Here is a 21,468-nt window from a genome sequence, read left to right as displayed (position 1 = left end):
CGGCCCCGGTCGGTCGCCTCGTGGCGCGCGGTTCAGCCGCCGCGCCACGCGCGGTCGAGCGCGTTCAGCGTCGCCAGCGCACCGCCCTTCAGCCCGATCACGTCCGCCCGGCGCGCATGCGCGTCGCGCGCGTTGATGCGGATCACGTCGGCGCCGAGCCGTTCGCTCAGCAAGCGCACGGTCGGAATCGTGGTGCCCGCGCCGATCTCCACCACGGCGACGCGCCCGGCCTGCGCAATCCACTCTTCGAGCACGCGTTCCTGCGCGTCGTAGCGCGCACCGAGCCAGCCGGTGTCGCCGAACATCAGGATGTTGGGCCGCGCGAGACCGCCGCAGTGCGGGCAGCGCGGCATGTCGCCCACGAGGCGGCACGTCGCTTCGTCGACCTCCGGCACGAACGGCGCCGCGTCCCACGTGGCGTCTGTGCACGGGCGCAGGCACTGCATCGCATGAATCGAGCCGTGGATCTCGACGATGCGCGCCGGATCGAAACCGGCCTTCCGGAACTGGCCGTCGACGTTGCTCGTCAGCACGAAGCCGCCGTTCGGCATCACGTCGATCCAGCGGCGCAGGATCGCGAAGCCCGCATGCGGCGCCGTCGCGCGGTAGAGCGCGAGACGGTGCCCGTAGAAGCCCCACGCGAGCGCCGCACGCGCACGAAACGCGTGCGGCGACGCGATCTCGTGGAATTCGAAACGCTCGTAGCGCAGCGCCGGATACGCGCGCCAGAAACCGTCCGTGCCGCGAAAATCGGGCAGTCCGGAATCGACGCCGATGCCCGCGCCGGCCGTGACGAGCAATGCATCGGCACGCGCGAGTGCGGCGACGGCGGACGCGACGAGCTCGGCAGGAAGCGGCGCGGCGGCGGAGTCGGCGAGATCTGCGGGACCGGAAAGCGGCATGATGGGAAAGCGGTGGCGTCGAACGTTGCGCGAGTGGCGTGGCGATCATACGCCGGTTCGGGCGTCGCGCCGCATCGGCGACGCAACTGTGTAGCGCGGCGCACGTGCGGCGACCGGCAATGCAATGGCCCGCCGTCCGCAAGCGCCGCACCGGCGATACCGCGACGCGGCGCCCATGCTTGCTCAGTGAGCCGATTCGTCGTGTGCAACCGGGATCTCGTCGACCGCGAAATAGACCGGCTTGCCGAGTTGCCGCGCGAGCGCGACGTCCGCATCCGCCCCGCGCGACGCGCCATCGATGCGCAGTACCGCATCGCAGCGTCGCAGCAGCCGGTGCGCGGCCGGATACAGGAACGTTTCGCCGATCGCGTCGCCCAGTTGCGTCGACCCGGCCGCGGCCGCGAGCGGCAACGACACCCATTCGCCGATCATCGGCACGTGCCCGCGGCGATACACGGCGAGCGCCGCCGCTTCCAGCCGGTGCAGGTTCGCGGCGATGCGCGCGGGGTCGCCGTCCGTGCCGCTGCGATACGGGCCGGCGATCAGCACGAGCCGCGGCGTCATGCGGCGCGTGCGCCGGCGGTTTCCCGCAGCGCGACGTACTGCAGCAGCATGATCGTCTTCGCGTCGACGATCTCGCCGCGCTCGACCGCGTCCAGCGCCGCCCGCAGCGGCATCTCGACGACCTCCAGATCCTCGCCCTCTTCCGCGACGCCGCCGCCCGCGCCGGTGCGCAGCGACGCATCGTATTCGCCGACGAAGAAATGCAGCTTCTCCGTCACGGAACCCGGGCTCATGAACGCCTCGAACACCTTGCGCACGCCGCGCACGCGATAGCCGGTCTCCTCCTCGGCCTCTGCGCGGATGCGCGCCTCGGGCGTTTCGTCGTCGAGCAGGCCGGCGGCCGCTTCGAGCAGCATGCCGTCGTGTCCGCTCACGAACGCCGGCATCCGGAACTGGCGCGTCAGCAGCACGTCGCCCGTTTCGGCATGACGCAGCAGGATTGTCGCGCCGTTGCCGCGGTCGTAGGTCTCGCGGCTCAGGCGCTGCCACGTGCCGTCACGGCGCAGGAAATCGAACGTCACCTTGCGCAGCACATACCAGTCGTCGGACAGCACCGTCGTATCGACGATGCGCACCCGCTCCCGCGTTGCAGCCATTGCAGCCTCCGGTTCGACAAAGGACGGCGCCCATGGTAACGTGCACATTCGTGCAATTTCAAGAATTTTCGTGCAAACACGATGCTGACGACGCAACGCAAGAAGGCGATCCTCGACGCGCTCGCGCGCGACGGCCAGGTGCTGGCCGCCGAGCTGAGCGTGCAATTCGGCGTGTCCGAAGACACGGTGCGCCGCGACCTGCGCGAGCTCGCGGCCGAGGGGCTGTTGCAGCGCGTGCATGGCGGCGCGCTGCCGGCGTCGCCGGCCGTCGCGCCGTTCGCGCAGCGCGAGACGCTCGAAACCACGGAGAAGCGGCGCATCGCACGGCGGGCCGCGCAGATGATCGCGCCCGGGCAGGTGGCGATCGTCGATGGCGGCACGACCTCGGCGCTCCTCGTCAGCCAGTTGCCGGCCGACCTGCGCGCGACGATCGTCACGCACAGCCCGAGCGTCGCGGTGGCGCTCGCCGCGCATCCGTCGATCGACGTGATCCTGATCGGCGGGCGGCTCTACAAGCATTCGATCGTCGCGGTCGGTGCGGCAGCGATGGAAGGCATCGCGCGCATTCATGCGGACCTGTATTTCATGGGCGTCACGGGCGTGCATCCGGTCGCCGGCCTGAGCACCGGCGATTTCGAGGAAGCGGCGATCAAGCGCGCGCTGGCCGAACGCGCGGCCGAGACGGTCGTGCTCGCGTCGCAGTCGAAATTGCGCGCGGCATCGCAGTTCGTGATCGGCGACATCACGCTGGCGCAGACGATCGTCGTCGAAAAGGAAACCGACGCCGCGCTGACGAAGCCGATCGAGGCCGCGGGTGTGACGGTGGTGCGCGCGTAGCGCGCGGGGCGTTGGTATTCGCGCTTGCCGGCTCGGTTGCGAAGTGTCGTCGCGCAGGCACCCGAGTCGATGTCAGCGTGCTGACAGGCGCCGCTTGCTAACATGGGCGATCGCCCGATCGCCACGTGCCAACCGCCCGATGCCCTCGCCCTCCTCCACGACGCCCTCGGCACCGCCCGCCGGCGACGCACCGCCGCCGGGCATCCTCGCGCTGTTCATCGCGTTCGCGCAGATCGGCCTGACTAGCTTCGGCGGCGGGCTCAGCGGGCGGATGATGCGCGATTTCGTCCACGAGCGACGCTGGCTCGACGAAGAGGCGTTCCTCAACGGTCTCGCGCTGTCGCAGGCGTTACCGGGCGTCAACGTGAAGAACCTCGCGATCTGGATCGGCTACCGGCTCGCCGGATGGCGCGGCGCGGTGGCCGGCTTCATCGGCATCATCGCGCCGCCGGCCGTGCTGATCGTGCTGTTCGGCGTCGCATTCTCGACGCTCGCGCGCTTTCCGCTCACGCACGTCGCGCTCGCCGGCGCGGCGGCCGCGGCGATCGGGCTGTCGATCTCGATGGCGATTACCGCGGTGCGCCGGCTGCCGCGCCGCGTGCTGCCGTTCGCGGTGATGACGCTCACGTTCGTGTCGGTTGCGGTGCTGCACTGGCCGCTCGTGTGGACCGTGCTGATCGGCGGCACGCTGAGCGTCGCGCTCGAATACCGCCGTGCGGTCGCCGCGCCGGCCGGGAGCGACGCGCGATGAATGCGTCCGCACGTTACGCAGCACTGTTCGGCGTGTTCGCGCCGCTGTCGATTGCGACGATCGGCGGCGGGCAGGCGGTCATCGCGGATATCCAGCGGCAGGTCGTCGACGTGCATCACTGGATGAGCGCAACACAATTCGTGAACGACTTCGCGATCGCACGGATGGCGCCTGGCCCCGGCTCGCTGCTGGCGACGCTGATCGGCTGGCAGGTGGCCGGTTTCTGGGGCGCGGTGATCGCGACGCTCGCGCTGTTCGGCCCGACCGCGTTCCTGATCTACGGCGTCGCGCACCTGTGGCGACGGCACCGGGGCGCGCGCTGGCAGATCGCGCTCGAAGCCGGCCTGCGCCCGGTCGCGGCCGGCATGATCCTCGCATCGGTGTGGGTGCTGGTGCAGGCGCTCGACGGCGGCTGGGCCGCCCGCGCGATCGCGGTGGCGTCGACGCTGTGCGTGATCTACACGCGCGTTCATGCGCTACTGCTGATCGCGATCGGCGCGCTGCTGCTCGTCGGCTTGCGTGCGCTCGGGGGGACGTAGCACGGCGCCACCGCCTTCGCGTCGCTACCTGAGCGCCTAGACGCCGCGAAACACCGGCACCGATTCCGATATCGCGCGGAACGCGTCGTGCGCGTGGGCATGCAGCTCGAATCCGATGCCCGGCGCCTGCGGTACGCGTGCGTGTCCCGCGTCAACGTTTTCGCCATCGGCCAGTCCGCTGAACGGATGGAATGCGAACGGGCTGACTTCCGCCCCGCCGAGCCCGAGCGCCGCGACGACGTGCAGCGAGAACAGATGACCGGCGTGCGGCCAGAACGCGTCGCGCCGCCAGCCGCGCGACACGAAGTGATCGACGATCTGCAGATAGCCCGACAGCCCGTAGCTGTGCACGGGATCGAACACCAGCACGTCGCGGTCGGCACGCAGGCCGCCGTAACGGTCGAGCAGCTTCGCTTCCGCGAGCGAGAACAGCGCTTCGCCTGCCGCGATCGGCGATGCGTATCGCGTGGCGACGTCTGCCTGGAGCGGCAGGTCGAGCGGATCGCAGATGTCCTCGAACCACCAGAGATCGAACGGCGCAAGCATGTTCGCCGCCTCGTAGGCCGTCGTCGCGTCGTACGTGTTCATCGCGTCGACTGCGAGATGCGAAGGGCTGGCGAGCTGTGCGGCCGCGGCGTCGATGCGGCGCCGGTCCTGCTCGAAATCCGCGCCGCCGATCTTGATCTTCGCGTGCGTGTAGCCGAGATCGACGATCCGGCGCATCTCGTCCGACAGGCGCGTGAGATCGTCATGCGGATAGCGGTAGCCGCCGCCTGCGTACACGCGCACGCGCGGCGGCGCCGTGCGTCCGAGGCGGTCGGCGAGAAAGCGGTGCAGCGGCAGGTCTGCGATCTTCGCGGCGGCGTCCCAGATCGCCATGTCCAGCGTGCCGACCGCGACGCAGCGTTCGCCGTGCCCGCCCGGCTTCTCGCCGGCCATCATCGCGCGCCATGCGGGGAACGGGTCGAGGTTCGTGCCGGCTTCGTCGGCGAGTGAGTCGGCGGCAGCCAGCAGGCGCGGCGCGAACCGTTCGCGGATCAGGCCGCCCTGCGCGAAGCGGCCGATCGACGCGTAGCCGTAGCCCGTCACCGGGCGGCCGTCGCGCACGACGTCGGTCACGACCGCGACGACGCTCGTCGTCAGGCCGCCGGACGGAATCGCCGGATCGGCATAGCGGGATACGGGAATCGCGCGTTCGTGGATCGCGGTGATGCGCATGGTCGGGGCTCCGGAGGGGCGTCCGGCGCAGGCGGAAGGTTCATGCGCGGCAGCGGAAGCGGTGGGCGGATCGCTGCATCTTAGGGGTTTGCGTGACGATGTGCAGGACCGGTGGCGAGCGTCATCGTGTCGTCGCCGGACAACCGTGCGTTCAATTCGTCATGGATTGCGGCTGGATAACGAAGCGCGCCAAGCCTGTGGCTGCCCTCAGCGCGCTGTTTCCGAACCCGGGACGACTTTTATTGAACCGGAATCCTCGCTCGCCCCTCCCGGCTTCGTGAACCGCGAAGAGGTGGGGCGATGACGGTATGCAGGGGTTGGATAGAATCGACCGCCCGCTCAGGCGAAGACGAAGTACTTGCGCACGGTCTCCACCACTTCCCACGTCCCTTTCATGCCGGGTTCGATCACGAACACGTCGCCGGCTTTCAGATGCTGCGGCTCCTCACCTTCCGGCGTGATGATGCAGTAACCATCGAGGAAGTGGCAGTACTCCCATTTTTCGTAATTCACCTCGAACTTGCCCGGCGTGCAGATCCACGTGCCCATGATCTTGCTGCCGTCCTTCGAGACGTACGCGTTGAGGTTCACGGTGTGCGGATCGCCGCCAATGCGCTTCCACTTGGTCGCATCAAGGACAGGCGTCGGGCAGGTTTTGCGCAGAACGGTGATGAAATCGGACATGTCGGCTCCAGGCTAACGATCGTATGAGAGACCTGTCACGTTAGTTCGAAAGCTTTAGCTGGGCTTGTATGCTTCCGACGCCGACGCGTCTATTTTCGACATTGACTGGCGTGCCGCCGCACGTTGCAATCGACGTGCTCGCATAGTGTCATTCGTTCACGGCCGAGATGCTGGGCTCGTGCCCGCTACCGTACGAGCGGCAGCACGCCATACCGGTAACCGCACAAACCATCTGCCCTGTTGCGTGGCGCCTTGGCACTCCAGTTGAAGTTGCTTCTGCCAACGACGCACACCGATTCGCCGACGCCGAGCGACAGGCCCTTGTCCCAACCGCGACTCAATTGTCCGGCTGAGGATCTGAGTAATGCCAAATGACCATTCCCCATGCTGTGCGTTGAGGCCCTGGCATAGGCGTTCCGGCCTCGACATAAACCAAATCTTTGACGGCAGGGCTTTGCCAATAGCCGGCGCGCGGACAAGGCTCCCCGGGCAGAACACGTAGCCTGGGTTGCGCGACAGGCTTGGGGAAGTAGGTTTCCTCCTCTGTCGGAATGCTGCCGTCCCGATAACGCTTGTCTTCCCACAACAGCCGCCAGCGCACCACATGTTCGTCGTTGGTGCCTTCCAACAGGTACTTGTGGGCGATACTGCCCTTGAGGAAGTAACTCGGACATCCAACCTTGCCAGCCGGAAACCAGGGCTCCCAAATACCCTCGACAGGAATCTCCTGATCGCTGCAAACCTCGCCGCTTGCGGATTCGTTCTTGGGCGGACAGGGGGGAAGCGAGGCGGGATAGGTGCGACCGGGTGGCCAATATCGCCAAGCCGGAAGGGGTGCATCTTCGAACATGGATTCATAGGTCCAGTGCTCAAAAACGCGGGTCCCGCCGTCCGCACGTGTGCCGTATGCAAGCATCCCGGTAAAACCGAATCCGACCGTGCACTTGAGCGCGTAGCAAATCAATCTCTCGATCCACACTCCCTCCGCGAACCCAGTGGCATACACCGGGTCCGAAAAGTTGGTGTCCTTTAGTCCCAGTGAATGAAAAAACGGATCGTATTTACGACCGATTTCAAGCGCACTCCGTCCAAACAACAGGTCACCACCTTGCTGACTTCCTATAATCAGCGCGTCGTATGCTGCCCGTTTATCAAGACCTCGGCGCAATGCATCGATGCCCAGATCCATTTGCACCAGTGCCCCCAGGAAATCATGTATGTAGGCTTCCTCAAGCTCCACCTGATTGGGGCTCGGTGTATCCAGTTGTTGTGCGTACGCGCCGAGAAAGTCCCGATATAGTCCAACGGCGTATTCCAGGAACGTGAAGCTCGTCCATTTCTTGAGCAGATAAAACGCCTTTGCTCGCGCATCCTGTTCCTGCTCGGGGGTCATGGTCAAAATATTCAACATCATGGAGCCTGTTCGTCCGTCGATTGTTTGCCCGCATCGGCTACCGCTCTCCGCGCGTAACCTTCCTGTCTGATCTTGGCCGATCGCTCGCGCTCGGCCAGCATGAGCGCGCGCGCGGTTGCTTGATCGGGTAGCTTAACGTCGGTCCAATGCGTCCGAAGCGCGTTGAGTTGCCCGTTCGCAAGCTGCGCTTCTATCCATTTTTTCACGGGTGCATTGGAAGAGTGCTCAAAATCCACGAAGAATTGAAGGTCGCCCCCAACCAGCAAACGCATGGTGGCAACCTCTTTTTCGTTGTCCCATTGTTCAGCAATCCGCCCCTTCCATAGGCGCATCCCGTCCCATCCAGCTGGCACTTCGATGCCGAGCTTCTCCATCGCCTCGCGCGTCGGCACCTGCATCTTCACATAGCTGCCATTCATGCTCCAAGCGTGCTTGATCGCGCTTCGTATACGCCACCAAAGCCCGTTGGGAGCTAGGCTATCGGTCCAAAATTTGCCTGGAATTGTCCATGGCTTGTTCAGGTAACGAGTGTCGACCACACGAATCATCATCTGACCCGGTGCCTCAGTAATCGCTTCAAGCGGCACCTTGGCGCTGAACGTACCTATAGCCTCCCCTTCTTCCCAGTTGCGAAGGTCGGGCCACCCTTCTTTATGCACGTATTGCTTGACGGTCATCGGCTTGTGCCCGAGGCTTTTCGTGTCCTCGGCCAGATGAGCCAAGCGTGCCTCCTCGGTCATCGTCCGAGTCGTGCCGCCTCCCACCTTCACATCCGCCCAGGTGCCCTCGACCAGATGGCCCCGCACGCGCTCCAGCAAGCGCATCAGGTCCTTGAAGGCAAGCGCGATTTTCGTGTCTCCCAGCTTGCGCAGTTCCTCCAGCATCGGCAGCAGCTTCCGGATATAACTCGCCACCCGCGCCGGGATAACCGACCCGAGCCGGTTCAGAATAAAATTCAGCGCCTTGCCGATGCGATCCAGCAGCATGCCGAACGCGTTGCGAACGACAAACTGATACTTGCTGAAGTCCAGTTGCCTGAACCACTCCACTGCATTGCCAAACCCTGCCTTGCGGATCAGGGCCAGGATTTCCTGGCATAGCTTGACCAGATCTTCGGATTTGCTGACCGCTCGCATCAACAACTTGCCTATGCCCTTGAGCAAACCTCCGACCACCGGAACGACCGCGACAAGGCAAAGCACGAGCGCCACCCACTCCCACCCGTCGTCGCGAACCTTCGGGTCGTCGCACATGCGAAGCGCGATGGCGATCGCGTCGCGCGCCGCCGTAATTTCTCCGGCGACAGGGAACATGCTGATGACCGCATCGACGATGATGGCGCCCGTATTGCGCTTTTGCGAGAACTCCCCCGCGACCGCGCCGACGACGGTGTCGCCGACTGCAGTGGCGCCGCTCCACAGATAGTCGCCGACCTCGGATGCCGCCTGGCTGACCCAACTGCTGCTCATGCCCGACCTCCTTGCATCCGGTCCAGGGTGGCTTGCATGTCGAACTCGTCCCAATGAGCCTTGTAGCTGGGGTTTTTCTCGGTCGCCTTGATTTCGTAGGGTCGGCTGTCCTCACCCAACTCGATGCGCCCCGGTCCTTGCGGAGCACCCGTCAGATCAGCCATGCCGTTGTTGTCGACGACGCCGGAGAAGGTGGCTCCGCTGTCGTAGTGGATGGTGAACTTGGCGCCCTGCACGGGCGTGTCGTCGTGGTAATGGTATTGCAGCGCTGCAGCACCGCGGGACGTTGGCGCAGGCGACAGCGGATAGTCGATCCGCGTCGGCCCGCTGAATGCATGCTGCGCCCCCTTCACATCGATCTTCCCAGGCGCGTGAATCTCGATGTTGCCGCCCTTGAGCCGGATATAGGCGCCCCCCGAGGTAAGTAGAATCTCCTGCTGCGCCGCCACCTCGATATTCTCCGTAGCCGACAGGACCTTGACGGCTTTCTGGGCCGTCACTTCGATAGTGTCCGAATGCGCCTGAACCTCGACCTTTCCCTTGGCCGCGATCAGTTTCATCCCGGCGTTTTGCACAAACAGGCTGATCTTCTCCGCCACACTCGCCACCAACGACTTCCCGCTGGCGATGAACGTGCTCTGGCCGCTCACCAGATTCGTTTGCTGATCGCTCGACACATGCACGGATGCCTGCGTCGACAGCGCGATACCGGAAGGACTCGCCACCAGCATGACGGGTGTCTTGAACGCGTTCACACTCCCGGCACCGCCTCCCGCCGTCCGCCCTCCCGACTGCGAGCCTTGCACGCTGCTTTGCGTCGCATCGGTAAACGTCTTCAGCGCGTCATGCCCCTCTCCCAGGCTTTCCGCCTGATGCATCGTGCTTACCTGCGACATTGCCTCGATCATGCTCTCGGCATTGACGAGCTGCTGTTGCGCTTCGCGAACGTCGAGCGACTGACTGTTCGCCGACTTCGGATACGTCGAAACATACAGCCCCTGCGAAGCACGCACGGCGCCGTATGCATCCGTCCGCAGATCGAAGCCCGATCCGACATAAGCACCGCGCGTATTGCCGCTTTGTTCGATGAGATAGCCCAGATGCAGCAAACTATTTGCGCTGCTGCTCATTAACTGCACGCGGTTCTGGCCGGTCGCGTCGTCCATCACTATCTGGTTATAGCCGCTGCCGCCATACTCTTTCGAGCGATGGCCCGACAGGATCCCGTTGCTATGCCATTGCGGACTGACCGCACCGTTGTAGACGCGATGCAGCACGATCGGCCGATCACAATCGCCGCCGACATAGCCGACGATGACTTCCTCGCCGACTCGCGGAATATGCACGCCGCCGTAGCCGCCACCGGTATCCGATTGCGCTACTCTGACCCAACACGAAGCACCGGCATCTCCCGGGTTCTGCCGATCCCAGACGAACATCACTTTCACACGGTTCAATTCGTCGGTATGGACTTCTTCTCCCGGTGGCCCCACGACGATCGCTGTCTCGAGATGCATGTCGGGCTTCAAATGTTCGAACGGACTGCGATACGGAACCGTGGTGCGTTGGACTTCGACTTCGATCAAATAGAAGCCGGCCGAACCGTCATCGTGGTGGACGGACTCGCCCGCGTACCCCGTCTTCGCACGCTCCAGGTCGGCTTGCATGCTATGGGGAAAGCTGGTTTCCTGATTCGACAGCGGCAGGTTGTTCTCGATGTAGCGTCGAACCTTGATCGCAGCAAACTCGCGTTGCTCGGTCGAATCGCGATCGTGGTCCGGATGGCCCGTCAATCTGAAGCGCTGGCCGGCGTCGATGCCTCGCACGCCCCCCATCCCGACGAATCGCTTGGCGCGCGACTCCCATTCTTCCAGACGAATTCTCGAGAGCTGCTCACCTCGGTCATGACGTCCATAGGTGTAGGCGCCCGTGTATTCGTAGACTTCGGCCCGTTCCGGCAAATTTCCCTGACCGGCCTTCGTCGGCAACGTCGTACCGCTCGGGCTGTCGGCGGACGACGGCGCCTTGTAGTCAAACGTGCGGGTCGTATGGACGGTGCTTTGCAAAGTCCGCGAAGCCGCCCACTGCGTGAATGCATCCGTGTCGCTGCCGGTGCCCGATCTATTAAATCTGATCGGGTTGGGCGACACCTCGTCCAATGCATAAATATCATCGGTCACGACCAGCGTATGCGACTTGCCGTCCTCACCTTGGCGCCAAAAACCGTACAGGCCCTCCTCTTCCATCAGCCGATGGACGAAATTCCAGTCGGTTTCGCTCTGACGGCAGTACGAACGCGAAGGCAGAGGCTTCGACAACGCAAACTGATACTGTCCACGCGCCTGCGGATGCGTATCGAATACGTCGGCGATGATGCGGTCGGCGCTATTGTCCTGCCAGTACCGCATATCGCGCCGAAATTTGAGGAAGTACATCCATGACGCGACGACCAGTTGATAGCTGGAAAGGCTACCGTCGTCGCCCAGCCTGCGGGCCGTGTGGATATAACCGTTGACTGGTAGATAAGACCGGTTCGCCTGCTGAATCCAAAGCGTCATCGGTTGAGCGATCAACGCCTTGAGTTCGATGTCGCCTGCCGTGGATACCATGTCGAGCGTGACGCTGAAGTCGCGACCGAGCTCGGAACAGGTCACGACCCGGCGCGGTATGAGCGCGTTGTCCGGCAACGACGGGATGTCCGTCTTGAGCAAGCGGTCTTGCTGGATCAGGCCACCACGAATTGCCTGAGCGAATTCAGTCATGTTCATGCGTTATCCATCTTCTTATTTGTTGCAAGCCTAAGGATGGCTTGCGCTCTCACGAGGACGGCTCCCCGGTTTTGTCGGCGGAATTGTAGCGGAGCCGGCAAATCATGAGAACGCAGCCCGCTGAGGCCAGCAATTTATCGAACCCGGCGTTCAAGCACGAATCGCTTGAAGAGGCGTATTCGACTCATCCGTTGGGCCGTTGAGATTCGGCCCGATGCGACAGCGCGCCGAAGGAATGTGCGTTCCGCCTGATTGTGGATCGCGTGAATAGCGAGGCGCTCACCCGACACGGCCGGCGACGCCACCGCTCCAGCATCGAGCCATGCCAGTTTCGCTACGACCGCCCCGAACCACCCGCTTGCCATCCCCACCCAACCCCCTGTAGAATCGCCAGTTCTGCGGGCGTCGTATAATGGCCATTACCTCAGCTTCCCAAGCTGATGACGTGGGTTCGATTCCCATCGCCCGCTCCACTTTCCGGCTGCACGACAGCCTGCGCATGAGCCGCCTCGTCGAAGGCGGCTTTTTTGTACCATGCGCCGAATCGCCCGGCAGCATTGCTGCGCAACGGGCCCTCGCCCGAACCGAGCCATTCTCTGTACCGATGATGCACGACGATCCGAACGAAGCCGGCCTTCCGCCGCACGACGACGCCATTCCCGACGAAGCCGACCAGGCCACGGAAGGCGCCGACGAAGTCAACCCGCTGCACCGCCGCCGCATCCGCAGCTTCGTGACGCGCGCCGGCCGCGTGTCGACCGGCCAGCGCCGCGCGCTCGACGAATTCGGCCCGCGCTTCGTCGTCCCGTATGCGCCGGAACTGCCCGACTGGAACGCGATCTTCGGCCGCAGTGCACCGCGCATCCTCGAGATCGGTTTCGGGATGGGCGCGTCGACCGCGGAAATCGCCGCGCACCGCCCGGGCGATGACTTCCTCGGCGTCGAGGTGCACGAGCCGGGCGTCGGCGCGCTGCTGAAGCTGATCGGCGAGCAGGATCTATCGAACATCCGCATCATCCAGCACGACGCGGTCGAGGTGCTCGAGCACATGATCGCGCCGGAAAGCCTCGACGGCGTCCACATCTTCTTTCCCGATCCGTGGCACAAGGCGCGTCACCACAAGCGCCGGCTGATCCAGCCGCCGCTCGTCGCGCATCTCGCGTCGCGCCTGAAGCCCGGTGCGTACATTCACTGCGCGACCGACTGGCAGAACTACGCGGAGCAGATGCTGGAAGTGCTCGGCGCGGAACCGACGCTCGAAAACACGGCCGCCGATTACGCGCCGCGCCCCGACTACCGCCCGGTGACGAAGTTCGAACGGCGCGGGCTGCGGCTCGGCCACGGCGTGTGGGACCTGGTGTTCCGCAAGCGCGCAAGCTGAGCGTCCCACCCTGCGCAGCATAAAAAATCCCGACCGGCGTCTCGCGCCGGTCGGGATTTTTTCATCGAGCGGCGCATCGACCGCTCGCCAGCCTCACGCCCAGTTCAGCCAGCCGCTGTAACCCACCAGCAACACGAACAGTCCGAACGCGATCCGGTACCACGCGAACACCGTGAAATCGTGCGTCGCGACGTAGCGCAACAGCCAGCGCACGCACACGAACGCGCTGACGAACGCCGACACGAGCCCGAGCACGAACAGGCCGAGCGAATCGACGGTAAACGCCTGCCAGTCCTTCACGGTTTCGTAGAGCGTCGCGCCGAAGATGATCGGAATCGCGAGGAAGAACGAGAATTCGGTGGCCACGCGTCGGTCGAGACCGAACAGCATCCCGCCGATGATCGTCGAGCCCGAGCGCGACATGCCGGGCACCAGCGCGAAGCACTGCGCGAGTCCGACCTTGAGCGCGTCGAGCGGCGTCAGCGCGTCGACCGACATCACGCGCGGCGGCTCGCCGCGTTCGCGCTGCCGCGCCTCGGCCCACAGGATGATCGCGCCGCCCACGACGAGCGCGAACGCGACGGGCACCGGCGAGAACAGCACGGCCTTGATCTTCTTCTCGAACAGGAGGCCGAGCGCGATCGCGGGAATCGTCGCGATCACGACGTTCAGCGTGAAGCGCTGCGCATCGGGCCGGCTCGGCAGCCCGGACACGACGGACACGATCCGCTGCCGGTATTCCCAGCAGACCGCGAGGATCGCGCCGAACTGGATCACGACGTCGAACGTCTTCGCGTGCGAATCGTTGAAATTCAGGAAGCTGCCCGCGACGATCAGGTGACCGGTGCTCGACACCGGCAGGAATTCCGTCAGCCCCTCGACGACGCCGAGGATCAATGCCTTGCAGATCAGGATCCAGTCCATCCGTGGCCCAACTCCGAAATGGTCGAAAGAAAAGGCCACTCTTGCGCGCGCGGCCCACCCGGCCGTGCGCGCCCCGTCGTCACTTTTCGACGATCGCCACGCGTATGCCGTTTGTAAGGATCGTAATTGTACCGGGTTCGTAGTTCACTCCGGCAAATTGCAGTTGTTCCGGCTTGAACGTGTAGATCGGATAGTTGGTCAGCAGCTGCGTCGCGAGCAGGCCGGCGGCCGCGCCCACCTGCTGCGCGTACATCTGCGCGTCGCCGTCGAGCGCGAGGCTGTCGACGGCCGGCGCCTTCAGCACGACCGAGCGGCTCGGCGCGTCGTACGCGAGCTGGCCCGACACGGTGAACTTGCCGCTGACGGGCCCGCGCAGGAACGGGCTCACGAAGTTCGCGTCGAGCTGCACGGCGACGCGGTTCTGGTCCGGCAGCAGGTTGACGGCCGGATTCGCGAGCGACACGTCGACGACCTGGGCGACCGTCTTCTGGTAAGGAAACTTCCGCGCAACGGCCTTCTGCACGTCGCCGCGCGAGAACGTGTAGTGATCGGGGATGAACGGGAACGTCGACGCGCACGCGGCAAGCGATACGCACACGCCGACGGCGCCAATGGCGGCAGCGAGAAAACGGCGCCGGCCGGGCGCGCGAGGGACGGTCATGCTGATTTCTCTCCTGGATGCGCCGGCCGCGTCGCGGCCTCGAGGCGCGTGAGCCACGCGAGCGCGTCGTCGCGCGACGCGCCGCACATGTCGGCGGACGGCTGCAGCCCGGCACAGCACGCGGGGCGCTCGGGCCGGCCGAAGATCATGCAGCGCAGGTCGTCGCCGAGCTGCACGCAGCGCACGCCCGCCGGCTTGCCGTCGGGCATGCCCGGAATCGGGCTGGAAATCGACGGCGCGATGCAGCACGCGCCGCAGCCCTCGCGGCACGCATGCGGCGGCGGGACGTCGGCGGGCGCCGCGCGGACAGGCATTTCGACGGACACTCGGCTCTCTCGACGAACAACGAACAACCCAAAACGATGCGGCAACCGGACGCGGCGTCCGGCAGCCCCACCCCGCATTGTGCCATCGCCGGCTGCGACGTTATTACACAATGCAGCCCGACCGCGTGTTCCTATACTCGAAACCATCTAAAAAAGCGCGAGACCGCCATGCGTTCTGGATCTGCCGACCCGGTGTTCCGTCCCGATTTGCTCACGAAATACGGCGTGAACGGGCCGCGCTATACGTCGTACCCGACCGCGCTGCAGTTCCGCGAGGATTTCGATCCGGCCGACTACGTCCGCGCGGCCGGCGACCCCGGCGCCTCGTCGAGCGACCTGTCGCTGTACTTCCACATCCCGTTCTGCAACACCGCGTGCTTCTACTGCGGCTGCAACAAGATCGCGACCAACAACCGCCGCCGTGCGCGCCCGTATCTCGACCAGCTCAAGCGCGAAATGGCGCTGCAGGCCGCGCTGTTCGATCCGTCGCGCCTCGTCACGCAACTGCACTGGGGCGGCGGCACGCCGACCTTCCTGTCCGACGACGAAACGGCCGAGCTGATGGCGGCCACACGCGAGCATTTCGCGCTCGCGCCGGACGCCGACGCCGAGTTCTCGATCGAGATCGATCCGCGCACGGTCACGCCGGCGACGCTCGTCCATCTGCGCACGATCGGCTTCAATCGGCTGAGCCTCGGCGTGCAGGATTTCGACCCGGTCGTGCAGCAGGCGATCAACCGCATCCAGCCGCGCGCGATGACGGCCGACCTGCTCGCCGCCGCACGCGCGACAGGCTTCCATTCGGTGAGCGTCGACCTGATCTACGGGCTGCCGCACCAGACGGTCGCCGTGTTCGCACGCACACTGGAGACGATCATCGAGCTCGCGCCCGATCGCCTGTCGGTGTTCGGTTACGCGCACATGCCGCACCTGTTCAAGATGCAGCGGCAGATCGACGATGCGACGCTGCCGCCGCCGGAAGCGCGCGTCGCGCTGCTCGGCCTCGCGATCGACATGCTGACGTCGGCCGGCTACGTGTACATCGGGATGGACCACTTCGCGCGGCCGTCCGACGAACTCGTGCGTGCGCAGCGCAACGGCACGCTGCAGCGCAATTTCCAGGGCTACAGCACGCGCGCGGATACCGACCTGATCGGCTTCGGCGTGTCGTCGATCGGCAAGGTCGGCGACGTCTACGCGCAGAACGCGAAGGACCTGCCCGCGTACGGCGCCGCACTCGACGCGGGCCGGCTGCCGATCGCGCGCGGCGTCCGCCTCACGCCGGACGACCGGCTGCGCCGCGACGTGATCACGCAACTGATGTGCAACCTCGAACTGCCGTTCTCGCACGTCGAGGCCGCGCACGGCATCCGCTTCGCCGATCATTTCGCGCGCGAGCTCGACGCGCTGCGCCCGTTCGAGCGCGACGGGCTGCTGACGATCGCGCACGACCGGTTGACGATCCATCCGGCGGGCCGGATGGTCGTGCGCAACATCGCGATGGCGTTCGACGCGTACCTCGGCCAGACGTCGCGGCAGCGCTACTCGCGCACGGTTTAGGGCGGTTCACGCGGGCGCCGGCCGCACGCGGGCGACCGGTTTGATACAGTGTGAGGCTCACATCCGCTTCGCCAGCCCCCAAGATGCGCACCACCAAAGCGACCCACGCGGTCGAACGCCTGAAGACCCGCTCCGGCAACCCGCAATTCGCGGCCGTCGCGATGGCGGGCGGCCTGTTCTATCTCGTCGACCGCTCGAGCGGCACCGCCGAGAAGCGCTGCGAGCCGCTGCCGCTCGACGAATTCGTCAAGTTCGTCGACGAATTTGGCCCCAAAAAACCGCGCAAGGCGAGCAAGCTCGACCTCGCGTTCGAGGCGCAGATCAAGAAGAGCAAAGGGTAAAGGTCTGTTGCAGGCCGCCTGAAGGCTTCGCGGCCGTGCCGTTTGGTACAATCACGAAGTTTCTCTATCCCCGCTGATGGCCGACCTGGCTGCGTGACCACACCATGAATATCGAAAACGCGCGTTTCAACATGATCGAACAGCAGATCCGTCCGTGGGACGTGCTGGATCTGGATGTCCTGGGCCTGCTGTCGATCGTCAAGCGTGAAAACTACGTGCCGGCCCAATACCGCGATCTCGCGTTCGCCGATCTCGAACTGCCGCTGCCGGGCGGCGCGAGCAAGATGCTGTTCCCGCGCGTCGAAGCGCGCGTGCTGCAGGAGCTGGCGGTCAAGAAGCACGAGAACGTGCTCGTGATCGGCGCGGGCTCGGGCTACCTGGCCGCGCTGTTCGCGCATCGCGCGCAGCACGTGACGGCCGTCGAGATCGATCCGGCGATCGCGAAGTTCGCGGAAGACAACCTGCGCAACGACGGCGTGACCAACGCCGAAGTCGTGCTCGGCGACGGCTCGCGCGGCTGGGCGGCCAAGGCGCCGTACGACGTGATCTGCGTCGCGGGCGGCCTGCCGGTCGTGCCGCAGGACATGCTCGAACAGCTGAAGGTCGGCGGCCGCCTGGCGGCGTTCGTCGGCGGCCGTCCGGTGATGAAGGCGCAGATCATCACGCGCATCGACGACAAGCAGTACCGCGTCGCCGACGTGTTCGAAACGTACATCGACCACCTCGTCAACGCGATCGAGCCGTCGCGCTTCAAGTTCTGAGCGGCGGAGCCTCCATGCAGATCCTGACGCCCGCGATGCTCGCGGAATGGCTCGGCGACACGGCGCGCCCCGCGCCGGTCGTGCTCGACGTGCGCGAGCCGTGGGAAATCGCGACCGCGCAGATCGCCGGCAGCGTGGCGATTCCGATGCAGCAGATTCCCGCGCGCAGCGAAGAGCTCGACGACGAAGCGGAAATCGTCTGCGTGTGCCATCACGGGATGCGCAGCGCGCAGGTCGCGATGTTCCTCGAATCGCGCGGCTTCACGAAGCTGTACAACCTGCAAGGCGGGATCGACGCGTGGTCGCGCGACGTCGATCCGTCCGTGCCGCGCTACTGATCGATCCTTCCCGCGGCGCATGATGCGCCGCCGCGCCGCCCGGCACCCCGCCGCCGGCCGCACCGATCCGCCGAACGGGCGCGCACTGCGCGCCCGTTTCTCTTTTCCTCCCCCGGTTTCCCTGCGTTTCGACGCCGCCGCACCGTCGTGCACCATTTGTGCCCGTGCGTCTGCACCGCAACGGACCGCGCATGCTGCACGGCGCGTCATCCGCACCGCGCCGATGCCCGCTGGTGCCCGCCCGTGCCCCGCGCAGGCACGCCGGGCGTGCATCCGCGCGACTGGCACATGCCTTGCGTTACACGATGGCCGGCGCCGCCACGGCGCACGCGCATCCAACACGACAAGGGGATCCCGATGAAACGTCGCAGTCTGTTGAAGTTCGGTTCGATGGCCGGCGCGCTCGCGCTGGCGGGCAAGAGCCCGTTCGTGCACGCGGCCGATGCGGGCACCGGCCCGATCAAGGTCGGCATCCTGCATTCGCTGTCGGGCACGATGGCGATCTCGGAGACGTCGCTGAAGGACACCGCGCTGATGACGATCGCCGACATCAACAAGAGCGGCGGCGTGATGGGTCGCAAGCTCGAACCGGTGGTGGTCGACCCGGCGTCGAACTGGCCGCTGTTCGCCGAGAAGGCGCGCCAGCTGCTCACGCAGGACAAGGTCGCCTGCGTGTTCGGCTGCTGGACGTCGGTGTCGCGCAAGTCCGTGCTGCCGGTGTTCGAGGAGCTGAACGGGCTGCTCTACTACCCGGTGCAGTATGAAGGCGAGGAAATGTCGCGCAACGTGTTCTACACGGGCGCCGCGCCGAACCAGCAGGCGATTCCGGCCGTCGAGTACCTGATGGGTGCGGAAGGCGGCGGCGCGAAGCGCTTCTTCCTGCTCGGCACCGACTACGTGTATCCGCGCACGACCAACAAGATCCTGCGCGCGTTCCTGAAATCGAAGGGCGTGAAGGACGCCGACATTCAGGAGGTCTACACGCCGTTCGGCCACAGCGATTACCAGACCATCGTCGCGAACATCAAGACCTTCGCGCAGGGCGGCAAGACGACCGTGATCTCGACGATCAATGGCGATTCCAACGTGCCGTTCTACAAGGAACTCGGCAACCAGGGCATCAAGGCGACCGACGTGCCGGTCGTCGCGTTCTCGGTCGGCGAGGAAGAGCTGCGCGGGATCGATACGAAGCCGCTCGTCGGCCACCTCGCCGCGTGGAACTACTTCATGTCGGTGAAGAACCCGACCAACACGAAGTTCAAGGACCAGTTCGCCGCATGGGTGAAGGCGAACAACCTACCGGGCGGCGCGAAGCGCGTGACCAACGATCCGATGGAAGCGACCTACGTCGGCATCCACATGTGGAAGCAGGCCGTCGAGAAGGCGAAGAGCACCGACGTCGACAAGGTGCGCGTCGCGATGATCGGCCAGACGGTGGCCGCGCCGTCGGGCTTCACGCTCGCGATGGACGGCAACCATCACCTGCACAAGCCGGTGATGATCGGCGAGATCCGCGGCGACGGACAGTTCAACGTCGTGTGGAAAACGAAGACGGCCGTGCGCGCGCAGCCGTGGAGCCCGTTCATCGCGGGCAACCAGGGCAAGCCGGACGTCGTCAGCTCGATCCCGGCGTTCCTGCGCCGGCAGCGCGCGGCGCTGGCGTGATGCCGTGCGGCGCGTCGCGCTTCGTGTGCGACGTGCCGCACGCTTGCCCGCCCGCTGCCGATGCGCCGGCCGCGCTTGCCGTGACGAATCGCCCGCGCCGACGCAGCGTCGCACCGCTCCGCTCCCCCACGCCCGACAGGATTTCCCGATGCCTACACGCTTTCGCCGAGCCGCCCGCGCGATCGCGGCATGCGCCGCCCTCGCGGGCCTGCTGCCGCACGCCGCGTTCGCGCTGACGGCGGCCGACACCGCCGCGCTCGCCGGCGACGACTTCGACGCGAAGACGGCCGCGATCGAACGGCTCGCCGCCGACACCGATCCGCGCGCCGTTGCGGTGCTCAACGCGCTGTCGAGCGGCGATGCGCTCGCGACCGGCGACGGCCACCTGCTGATCCAGTCCGGCGACACCGCATACGACGCGCTCACGCAGGCCGCGACGCCGGCCGGCGATGCGCAGCCGGTGATGCTGAACAACCTGCTCCGCACGAAGATCGCCGGCGCGCTGTCGGGCCTCGCGCTCGCGTCGCCCGACGTGGCCACGCGCCGCGACGCGATCGACGCGCTGCTGAAATCGCCCGACCCGGCGCTCAAGCCGATGATCGATCGCGCGCGTGCAAAGGAAACCGATCCGGCGTTGAAGCGCCGTCTCGATGCCCTGTGGGCGATCGCCGCGCTGCACGATGCCGATCCGGCGAAACGCCTCGAAGCCGCGCAGGTGGTGGCCGCGCGCAGCGATCTCGACATGATCGAACAACTGCGCCCGCTCGTCGCGAAGAACGCCGACGGCAGCTTCGCCGAACCCGACGCGCGCGTGCGCGACGCCGCGCAACAAGGGCTCGATACGTTGCACGCGCTGCAGCGCCGCGGCGAGATCGTCGGCACGGTGTTCGCCGGCCTGTCGCTCGGCAGCGTGCTGCTGCTCGCCGCGCTCGGCCTCGCGATCACGTACGGGCTGATCGGCGTGATCAACATGGCGCACGGCGAATTCCTGATGATCGGTGCGTACGCAACCTATGTCGTGCAGACGCTGATCCAGCGCTACGCGCCCGGCGCATTCGACTGGTATCCGCTCGTCGCCGTGCCGGTGTCGTTCGCGGTGGCCGCGCTCGTCGGCATCGTGCTCGAGCGGCTCGTGCTGCGGCACCTGTACGGTCGCCCGCTCGAAACGCTGCTCGCGACCTTCGGCGTGAGCCTGATCCTGATCCAGGCCACCCGCATGCTGTTCGGCGCGCAGAACGTGCAGGTCGTGAACCCGTCGTGGATGAGCGGCGGCGTGACGGTGATGCAGAACCTGATCCTGCCGTACAACCGGCTCGCGATCCTCGCGTTCGCGCTCGCGGTGGTGTTCGTCGCGTGGGCCGTGCTGACGAAGACGCGGCTCGGCCTGTTCGTGCGCGCGGTCACGCAGAACCGCCGGATGGCCGCGTGCGTCGGCGTGAAGACCGCCCGCGTCGACGCGTATGCGTTCGCATTCGGCGCGGGCATCGCGGGCCTCGGCGGCTGCGCGCTGTCGCAGATCGGCAACGTGGGCCCCGATCTCGGCCAGAACTACATCATCGATTCGTTCATGGCCGTCGTGCTCGGCGGCGTCGGGCAGATCGCCGGCACCGTGCTCGGCGGTTTCGGGCTTGGCCTCGCGAGCAAGGCGATCGAACCGTTCTGGGGCGCCGTGCTCGCGAAGATCGCGGTGCTCGTGATGATCGTGCTGTTCATCCAGAAACGCCCGCAGGGCATGTTCGCGCCGAAGGGCCGCAGCGCGGAGGCTTGAC

21 protein-coding genes and 1 tRNA gene are annotated in these 21,468 nt (G+C 65.8%); 11 read left to right on the top strand and 11 right to left on the bottom strand.

All coding sequences use genetic code 11. The features are described from left to right. Positions 1-32 precede the first annotated feature (32 nt). The 3 genes from KR541_RS04290 to KR541_RS04280 all read right to left on the bottom strand — a co-directional run bounded on the left by KR541_RS04290 (position 33) and on the right by KR541_RS04280 (position 2,062). Entirely contained in the window at positions 33-902 is an 870-nt protein-coding gene (locus KR541_RS04290) for an SIR2 family NAD-dependent protein deacylase (protein ID WP_216089386.1), read from the bottom strand. Positions 903-1,085: 183 nt separating this feature from the next. Beyond that, positions 1,086-1,466 (bottom strand): DUF4406 domain-containing protein, encoded by a 381-nt coding sequence (locus tag KR541_RS04285; protein ID WP_089488231.1) that lies wholly within the window; start codon positions 1,464-1,466, stop codon positions 1,086-1,088. After that, on the bottom strand, positions 1,463-2,062 hold the full coding sequence (locus KR541_RS04280) for an NUDIX domain-containing protein (RefSeq protein ID WP_089488230.1): 600 nt from the start codon (positions 2,060-2,062) through the stop codon (positions 1,463-1,465). Before KR541_RS04280 ends, KR541_RS04285 begins: the two co-directional genes overlap by 4 nt. 81 nt (positions 2,063-2,143) lie before the next feature. On the opposite strand from KR541_RS04280, the gene KR541_RS04275 reads away from it, so the two are divergent. From KR541_RS04275 to KR541_RS04265, 3 genes are all read left to right on the top strand, one after another. Continuing rightward, the gene (locus KR541_RS04275) at positions 2,144-2,899 is read left to right on the top strand and encodes a DeoR/GlpR family DNA-binding transcription regulator (protein ID WP_050011628.1); all 756 of its coding nucleotides are present in this window, start codon (positions 2,144-2,146) and stop codon (positions 2,897-2,899) included. A 139-nt stretch (positions 2,900-3,038) separates the two neighbouring features. Then, positions 3,039-3,650 carry a chromate transporter gene (locus KR541_RS04270; RefSeq protein ID WP_050011629.1) on the top strand — a complete coding sequence of 204 codons (612 nt, stop codon included), beginning with the start codon at positions 3,039-3,041 and terminating at the stop codon, positions 3,648-3,650. Next, positions 3,647-4,189: a chromate transporter gene (locus KR541_RS04265; protein ID WP_050011630.1), complete on the top strand. Its 543-nt coding sequence runs from the start codon at positions 3,647-3,649 to the stop codon at positions 4,187-4,189. The genes KR541_RS04270 and KR541_RS04265 overlap by 4 nt, the downstream gene beginning before the upstream one ends. A 36-nt stretch (positions 4,190-4,225) precedes the next feature. Here the strand turns inward: KR541_RS04265 and KR541_RS04260 are convergent, their stop codons facing one another. The 5 genes from KR541_RS04260 to KR541_RS04240 all read right to left on the bottom strand — a co-directional run bounded on the left by KR541_RS04260 (position 4,226) and on the right by KR541_RS04240 (position 11,742). After that, positions 4,226-5,407 carry an enolase C-terminal domain-like protein gene (locus KR541_RS04260; protein ID WP_050011631.1) on the bottom strand — a complete coding sequence of 394 codons (1,182 nt, stop codon included), beginning with the start codon at positions 5,405-5,407 and terminating at the stop codon, positions 4,226-4,228. 339 nt (positions 5,408-5,746) lie between these two features. After that, the gene (locus KR541_RS04255; RefSeq protein WP_006496617.1) at positions 5,747-6,091 is read right to left on the bottom strand and encodes a cupin domain-containing protein; all 345 of its coding nucleotides are present in this window, start codon (positions 6,089-6,091) and stop codon (positions 5,747-5,749) included. 337 nt (positions 6,092-6,428) lie between these two features. Continuing rightward, the gene (locus tag KR541_RS04250) at positions 6,429-7,505 is read right to left on the bottom strand and encodes an Imm71 family immunity protein (RefSeq protein WP_050011632.1); all 1,077 of its coding nucleotides are present in this window, start codon (positions 7,503-7,505) and stop codon (positions 6,429-6,431) included. Further along, positions 7,502-8,974, bottom strand: a complete 1,473-nt coding sequence (locus tag KR541_RS04245) for a hypothetical protein (protein WP_050011633.1) — start codon at positions 8,972-8,974, stop codon at positions 7,502-7,504. The genes KR541_RS04250 and KR541_RS04245 overlap by 4 nt, the downstream gene beginning before the upstream one ends. Then, complete coding sequence (locus tag KR541_RS04240) at positions 8,971-11,742, bottom strand: type VI secretion system Vgr family protein (RefSeq protein WP_050011634.1); 2,772 nt, start codon at positions 11,740-11,742, stop codon at positions 8,971-8,973. Before KR541_RS04240 ends, KR541_RS04245 begins: the two co-directional genes overlap by 4 nt. Positions 11,743-12,140: 398 nt before the next feature. Here KR541_RS04240 and KR541_RS04235 point away from each other — a divergent pair. Further along, positions 12,141-12,215, top strand: a tRNA-Gly gene (locus KR541_RS04235). A gap of 131 nt (positions 12,216-12,346) precedes the next feature. Then, on the top strand, positions 12,347-13,123 hold the full coding sequence (trmB, locus tag KR541_RS04230; RefSeq protein ID WP_089488227.1) for a tRNA (guanosine(46)-N7)-methyltransferase TrmB: 777 nt from the start codon (positions 12,347-12,349) through the stop codon (positions 13,121-13,123). Between the two features lie 93 nt (positions 13,124-13,216). On the opposite strand, the gene KR541_RS04225 is transcribed toward trmB, so the two are convergent. The 3 genes from KR541_RS04225 to KR541_RS04215 form a co-directional block, all read right to left on the bottom strand. After that, positions 13,217-14,047: an undecaprenyl-diphosphate phosphatase gene (locus KR541_RS04225; RefSeq protein WP_124556089.1), complete on the bottom strand. Its 831-nt coding sequence runs from the start codon at positions 14,045-14,047 to the stop codon at positions 13,217-13,219. 79 nt (positions 14,048-14,126) lie between these two features. Then, a complete protein-coding gene (locus KR541_RS04220) occupies positions 14,127-14,708 on the bottom strand; it encodes a DUF1439 domain-containing protein (protein WP_089488226.1) in 582 nt (193 codons plus the stop codon). Then, positions 14,705-15,022, bottom strand: a complete 318-nt coding sequence (locus tag KR541_RS04215) for a YkgJ family cysteine cluster protein (protein WP_050011805.1) — start codon at positions 15,020-15,022, stop codon at positions 14,705-14,707. The genes KR541_RS04220 and KR541_RS04215 overlap by 4 nt, the downstream gene beginning before the upstream one ends. 180 nt (positions 15,023-15,202) lie before the next feature. On the opposite strand from KR541_RS04215, the gene hemN reads away from it, so the two are divergent. From hemN to urtB, 6 genes are all read left to right on the top strand, one after another. Then, a complete protein-coding gene (gene hemN / locus KR541_RS04210) occupies positions 15,203-16,594 on the top strand; it encodes an oxygen-independent coproporphyrinogen III oxidase (RefSeq protein ID WP_216089385.1) in 1,392 nt (463 codons plus the stop codon). 83 nt (positions 16,595-16,677) lie between these two features. Beyond that, positions 16,678-16,935, top strand: coding sequence for a hypothetical protein (locus KR541_RS04205; RefSeq protein WP_059557189.1), 258 nt, complete (start codon positions 16,678-16,680; stop codon positions 16,933-16,935). A 104-nt stretch (positions 16,936-17,039) separates the two neighbouring features. Continuing rightward, entirely contained in the window at positions 17,040-17,696 is a 657-nt protein-coding gene (locus KR541_RS04200) for a protein-L-isoaspartate O-methyltransferase family protein (protein ID WP_050011639.1), read from the top strand. A 14-nt stretch (positions 17,697-17,710) separates the two neighbouring features. Beyond that, complete coding sequence (locus tag KR541_RS04195) at positions 17,711-18,034, top strand: rhodanese-like domain-containing protein (RefSeq protein ID WP_006476692.1); 324 nt, start codon at positions 17,711-17,713, stop codon at positions 18,032-18,034. Positions 18,035-18,391: 357 nt separating this feature from the next. Further along, positions 18,392-19,699, top strand: a complete 1,308-nt coding sequence (gene urtA, locus KR541_RS04190) for an urea ABC transporter substrate-binding protein (protein ID WP_089488223.1) — start codon at positions 18,392-18,394, stop codon at positions 19,697-19,699. A 148-nt stretch (positions 19,700-19,847) separates the two neighbouring features. Beyond that, positions 19,848-21,467 carry an urea ABC transporter permease subunit UrtB gene (gene urtB / locus KR541_RS04185; RefSeq protein ID WP_050011641.1) on the top strand — a complete coding sequence of 540 codons (1,620 nt, stop codon included), beginning with the start codon at positions 19,848-19,850 and terminating at the stop codon, positions 21,465-21,467. Position 21,468 lies beyond the last annotated feature (1 nt).

This window comes from Burkholderia sola (assembly GCF_905400185.1).
Classification (GTDB): domain Bacteria; phylum Pseudomonadota; class Gammaproteobacteria; order Burkholderiales; family Burkholderiaceae; genus Burkholderia; species Burkholderia sola.
Note: the sequence above shows the minus strand (reverse complement) of the source record. Positions and strands in the feature narration are given on the sequence as shown.